Origin of the sequence: Nostoc sp. CHAB 5715, from assembly GCF_020829685.1 — a bacterium.
Classification (GTDB): Bacteria; Cyanobacteriota; Cyanobacteriia; order Cyanobacteriales; family Nostocaceae; genus Nostoc.
Genome location: NZ_JAIVFR010000477.1, coordinates 1 through 5,620, shown reverse-complemented (window position 1 = coordinate 5,620; position 5,620 = coordinate 1). Strand labels below are relative to the sequence as shown.

Here is a 5,620-nt window from a genome sequence, read left to right as displayed (position 1 = left end):
TACCGGGCGATGTTGGCGTAGATGCGCCGCTGCATCGCCTTGATGCGGTAGGGGGAGAGCGGGTAGTTGGCCAGGAACATCTCATAGGCACTGTGAGTTTCAAAGACACAAAAATTTATCAAGAAGCATTTGAAGAAGGGCGTTTGGAAGGTTTACGTTTAGTCCAAACAGCACCTCACCTATTTGATTTAGGGTTAACTATTGAGCAAGTTGCAGAGGAGTTAGGTTTTACAATAAACCAAGTTCAAAAGGTAAAAATTTATCATGATGCCATGCAAAAAGGGGAGCGTAGAGCCAAATTAAAATTAATACCCACCTTATTGAAATTAGGGGTGACTGTGGAACAAGTGGCTGAGGCATTTAGTTTCAGTGTAGAAGAAGTCAGACAAGTAGCACAAAGTCAACCTTGAGATAGATGTGGTAAATTTTATCCGTGGCTCAAGCCAAATTTGGTTTGCGGTTTCCAAACTCGATCGCAACGAATTTATAGTTAATTTTTGTTAATATTAGAGGCGGTGTTAGTACTTCGTCCTCAACCACCCACTCCCTACCTGAGAGAAACTTAATGCTGCGACTAGAACATATAAGTAAAATTTATCCCACAGGCGAAGTTCTCAAAGATATCAACTGGGAAGTTAAACCAGGCGATCGCATTGGCTTAGTCGGTGTCAACGGTGCTGGAAAATCTACCCAACTCAAAATCATCTCTGGGGAAATGGAACCCACCGCAGGCGAAATCATTCGTCCTAATAGCTTACATATAGCCTACCTCAACCAAGAGTTTGAAGTAGACCCCACCCGCACCGTTAGAGAAGAATTTTGGACTGTCTTTAAAGAAGCCAACGAAGTACAGTTATCTCTGGCGCATGTGCCACAAGAGATGGAAACGGCTAGCCCAGAAGAACTGGATCGACTGATTGACAAGTTGGATCGTTTGCAGCGCAAATTTGAAGCCTTAGATGGCTACAACTTAGATGCACGCATCGGGAAAATTTTACCAGAGATGGGGTTTGGGCTAGAAGATGGCGATCGCCTCGTCAGTGCCTTCAGTGGTGGTTGGCAAATGCGGATGAGTTTAGGTAAAATTTTGCTGCAAAAACCCGACTTGTTGCTACTGGATGAACCGACTAACCACCTAGATTTAGAAACCATCGAGTGGTTGGAAAATTACCTCAGAGGGCTGGTTACGCCGATGGTAATAGTCTCCCATGACCGGGAGTTCCTTGACCGCCTCTGCACTCAAATTGTGGAAACTGAACGTGGCGTTTCCAGTACCTACCTTGGTAACTACTCGGCATATTTGGAACAAAAAGCCGAAAATCAATCAGCACAACTTAGCGCCTACGAACGTCAACAGAAAGAATTAGAGAAACAGCAAACCTTTGTTGATAGATTCCGCGCCAGTGCTACCCGCAGTACTCAAGCAAAAAGCCGGGAAAAGCAACTCGACAAAATTGAACGCATTGAAGCACCCATCGCTGGGGTAAGAACTTTACACTTCCGTTTTCCCCCTGCACCCCGCAGTGGACGCGAGGTAGTAGAAATTAAAGATTTAACTCATCTTTATGGTGATAAAATCCTATTTTTGGCAGCAAATCTCCTAATTGAAAGAGGCGATCGCATTGCATTTCTTGGCCCCAACGGTGCTGGAAAATCTACCCTTCTGCGTGTGATTATGGGTATGGAACAACCCACAGAAGGTATTGTTAAATTAGGCGATCACAACGTTATTCCCGGTTACTTTGAGCAAAATCAAGCTGAAGCCTTGGATTTGAAGAAAACTGTCATGGAAACTATTCATGATGAAGTTCCAGATTGGGATAATCAAGAAGTCCGCACGCTTTTGGGACGCTTCTTATTCACTGGTGATACTGTATTTAAGGCAGTTGGGGCATTAAGTGGAGGAGAAAAAGCTCGTTTGGCGTTGGCAAAAATGCTCTTACGTCCCGCGAACTTACTAATTTTAGATGAGCCGACAAACCACCTAGATATTCCAGCGAAAGAAATGCTGGAAGAAGCGCTCAAAAACTATGATGGTACGGCAATTGTAGTTTCCCACGATCGCTACTTTATTTCTCAAGTAGCTAACAAAATCGTCGAAATTCGTGATGGGGAATTCCGCGTTTACTTAGGAGACTATCATTACTATCTCCAGAAAATTGCCGAAGAAAAAGAACAAGCAAAGTTAGCTGCGATCGCTGCTGAAAAAGCGGCTAAAAAAGCTGCAAAGGCTTCCAGTAAAAGGAAATAACAGATTGAATACGGACTTAGTAGTAGTGCTAAAACGCTACTACTAAGTAATCACTTGTTATTAGCGATCAACAAAATTACATAAAAATTGCTAAGAGGTTGTTTGAAAAGTGGTATATTGTGATTTTAATCGAATTATTACCCCCCTTAATCCCCCCGATATATTGGGGGGAAACAAGAAAATCCGGTTCCCTCCCCAATATATCGGGGAGGGTTAGGGAGGGGTAAAAAAATATTTGATACATCAATGATGACTTTTCAAACATCCTCTAAAGTTTAAAAAATATTTCAAAAAACTGTAAATCTTTCATAAAAGAAATTAATAAGCAAAAATTCACTTGCGGCGTGGATTAGCAATGGTATCATTCGGGTATTACAAAAAGTAAAGGGCAATTTTACTATGACCAAAGCACCTGTTGCTCCTGTGGTGCTAGTCATTTTAGACGGATGGGGCTACTGCGACCAGAAGCGAGGAAACGCTATTGTTGCTGCAAAAACTCCCATTATGGAAAGTTTATGGGCAGCTTACCCGCATACCCTCATCCGCACATCAGGAAAAGCCGTAGGGTTGCCAGATGGTCAAATGGGCAACTCGGAAGTAGGTCATTTGAATATTGGTGCTGGGCGAGTTGTACCGCAAGAACTGGTACGCATCTCTGATGCGGTCGAAGACGGTTCTATTGCCTTAAACCCAGCACTCGTCAAAATTTGCCAGGAAGTTCGTTCTCGGAATAGCAAGCTGCATCTAGTAGGGCTTTGTTCTGAGGGAGGGGTACATTCGCATATCACCCATCTATTCGGACTACTTGACTTAGCCAAAGACCAGCGAATTCCAGAAGTTTGTATTCACGCCATCACCGATGGTCGTGACACCGCCCCAACTGACGGTGTAAGAACAATCACACTGCTGCAAGATTATATAGACCGCGCAGGAATTGGGCGCATAGTCACCCTCAGTGGTCGCTACTACGCAATGGATCGCGATCACCGTTGGGATCGAGTCAAACGCGCCTACGACGTGATGACCCAAGATGGTGTGGTTGATAATCGCACGGCTGTAGAAATCTTGCAAGCATCTTACGCCGAAGGGGTAAAAGATGAATTTGTCAACCCCATCCGAATTGCACCCGGCGCAATAGAACCAGGAGATGGGGTGATATTTTTCAACTTCCGCCCCGATCGCTCCAGACAACTGACTCAAGCTTTGGTCAGTCCCACATTTAACGGTTTTGAAAGACAGCAAATCACACCACTGTCTTTTGTCACGTTTACACAGTATGATTCAGACTTACCTGTGGCTGTAGCCTTTGAACCGCAGAATCTCAGTAACATTCTGGGAGAAGTGATCGCCAATCATGGTCTGAATCAGTTCCGCACCGCCGAAACAGAAAAATATGCCCACGTAACCTATTTCTTTAATGGGGGTCTAGAGGAACCTTTTGCTGGAGAAGATCGGGAATTAGTAAGCAGCCCGATGGTAGCGACTTACGATCACGCCCCAGCGATGTCAGCAGCAGCAGTTACAGATGTAGCGATCGCTGCCATTCAAAAGGGTATATATTCCCTAGTTGTGATTAACTATGCCAACCCAGATATGGTAGGGCATACTGGTCAAATCGAAGCTACCATTACAGCAGTTGAGACAGTTGATCGCTGTTTGGGACGCTTGTTAGAGAGCGTTATCAAAGCCGGTGGTACAACAATTATTACTGCTGACCACGGCAACGCTGAGTATATGCTAGATGAAGGGGGTAATCCCTGGACAGCTCATACTACTAACCCAGTCCCATTCATCTTGGTGGAAGGAGAGAAAGTCAAAATCCCTGGATATGGTACAAATGTCGAACTGCGAAGCGATGGCAAGCTATCCGACATCGCCCCCACGATTCTAGAGATTTTACAGCTGCCTCAGCCACCAGAAATGACCGGGCGATCGCTGCTGAAAACAGCAGATTATGAGCTGCAACGCACTCGCACCCCCGTACAAGTAGGGCTGTAAAACAGTTAATAGTGAGGAGTTAAGAGTTAATAGTGAAGAGTGATGAATTAAAACTTTCCTAACTCCTGTACAGACGCGATTAATCGCGTCTCTCCCAACTCCTATACAGACGCGATTAATCGCGTCTCTCCCAACCCTGTTATAAATGAGCTTCCCACCATGACAGTTAGTAATATCGTGCAAGGCATTTGGGCGTTTTCCGCCACTGGTTTGATTATCTTAGTTTTACTGCATAGCCCTAAAGGTGATGGCATTGGGGCCATTGGCGGACAAGCCCAGCTATTTAGTAGCACCAAAAGTGCAGAAAACACCTTAAACCGAATTACTTGGGCATTGACAGTAATTTTTCTCGGTTTAACAGTAGTTTTAAGTGCTGGTTGGCTACCTAAATAAGGATAGGTAAATGGGGAGAAGAACCCAACACCCGATACTTAACACCCTAATAAATTTAATTCCAGTACAGTTAATTACAGCTCTTGCCTTGTTTATTGGCACAGGGCTGTTAATCATTTTTACTAATCTCCAGTCGAGTGATGGGTTTACAATAATACCAAAATCTGTATATTCAGACTTAATAATCTCTCTCCCTCCATCATCTCCCCCAAAACCCCATCCCCTACCGCCCACACTTGCACAGTGGCAAGATAGCACAAACAGTGGTGACTACTTTTCCCAAGTCACAACAACCCAAGTAGGTTACTTAGTTTGGTCGCAATTTCCTATTCGAGTTTACATAGAACCGCCAAAAGCCATCAGCGAAAAACAAGCTCAAGTATGGGTTAATGTTGTCTTGCAGGGTGTGCAAGAATGGAGTAATTATTTACCTGTAACAGTAGTCGAACAGCCAGAAGTTGCTGATATTACGATTGTAAGAAAAGCGCCACCTCTACAAATTTCCCCTGGTAGTAATATAACCCGGGCGCGATCGGCACAAACTACTTACGAGTTATACACCAGCAACAAAGTTTTATCCCACCGCTTCACCATCTTGTTAAGCCCCAGTCAAACAGGTGAGTATCTCATTGCAGCTACCCGCCACGAATTCGGTCATGCGCTGGGAATTTGGGGTCATAGTCCACTACAAACTGATGCGCTATACTTTTCCCAAGTTCGTCAACCACCGCCTATTTCTTCTAGAGATGTAAATACTTTAAAGCGTGTTTATGAACAGCCAACCAGTTTAGGATGGTCTTTAGCGGATAATTCAAAAATTATCGGACTCAGGTAGTTTCATCCAAAGAATTATTGCAAATAGTAGGAGAAATCCCATGACTAACTTAAATGTACAGCTACCCGAATCTTTATATAAACAAATTGAAGCTTTAGCAGCCAGAGAAAATATTTCTATTGAACAACTTGCAACTATTGCCT

General features: G+C 44.0%; 5 protein-coding genes. All 5 read left to right on the top strand.

Translation table 11 applies throughout. The features are described 5' to 3' along the window. Positions 1-410 (top strand): hypothetical protein (locus tag LC574_RS23715; protein ID WP_229456019.1); only part of this gene is annotated, 410 nt, incomplete at its 5' end. Positions 411-565: 155 nt separating this feature from the next. Then, positions 566-2,251 (top strand): ABC-F family ATP-binding cassette domain-containing protein, encoded by a 1,686-nt coding sequence (locus tag LC574_RS23710; protein WP_229456018.1) that lies wholly within the window; start codon positions 566-568, stop codon positions 2,249-2,251. 399 nt (positions 2,252-2,650) lie between these two features. Further along, a complete protein-coding gene (gene gpmI / locus LC574_RS23705) occupies positions 2,651-4,249 on the top strand; it encodes a 2,3-bisphosphoglycerate-independent phosphoglycerate mutase (RefSeq protein WP_229456017.1) in 1,599 nt (532 codons plus the stop codon). Between the two features lie 159 nt (positions 4,250-4,408). Next, positions 4,409-4,642 carry a preprotein translocase subunit SecG gene (secG, locus tag LC574_RS23700; protein WP_118167599.1) on the top strand — a complete coding sequence of 78 codons (234 nt, stop codon included), beginning with the start codon at positions 4,409-4,411 and terminating at the stop codon, positions 4,640-4,642. A gap of 10 nt (positions 4,643-4,652) precedes the next feature. Continuing rightward, the gene (locus LC574_RS23695; protein WP_229456016.1) at positions 4,653-5,477 is read left to right on the top strand and encodes a peptidase; all 825 of its coding nucleotides are present in this window, start codon (positions 4,653-4,655) and stop codon (positions 5,475-5,477) included. Positions 5,478-5,620: the final 143 nt, after the last annotated feature.

What these genes read in the sequence shown, in the direction of transcription:
- secG (WP_118167599.1), top strand. Translation starts at nt 4,409, where the DNA reads ATGACAGTTAGTAATATCGTGCAAGGCATTTGGGCGTTTTCCGCCACT.
- gpmI (WP_229456017.1), top strand. Translation starts at nt 2,651, where the DNA reads ATGACCAAAGCACCTGTTGCTCCTGTGGTGCTAGTCATTTTAGACGGA.
- LC574_RS23710 (WP_229456018.1), top strand. Translation starts at nt 566, where the DNA reads ATGCTGCGACTAGAACATATAAGTAAAATTTATCCCACAGGCGAAGTT.
- LC574_RS23695 (WP_229456016.1), top strand. Translation starts at nt 4,653, where the DNA reads ATGGGGAGAAGAACCCAACACCCGATACTTAACACCCTAATAAATTTA.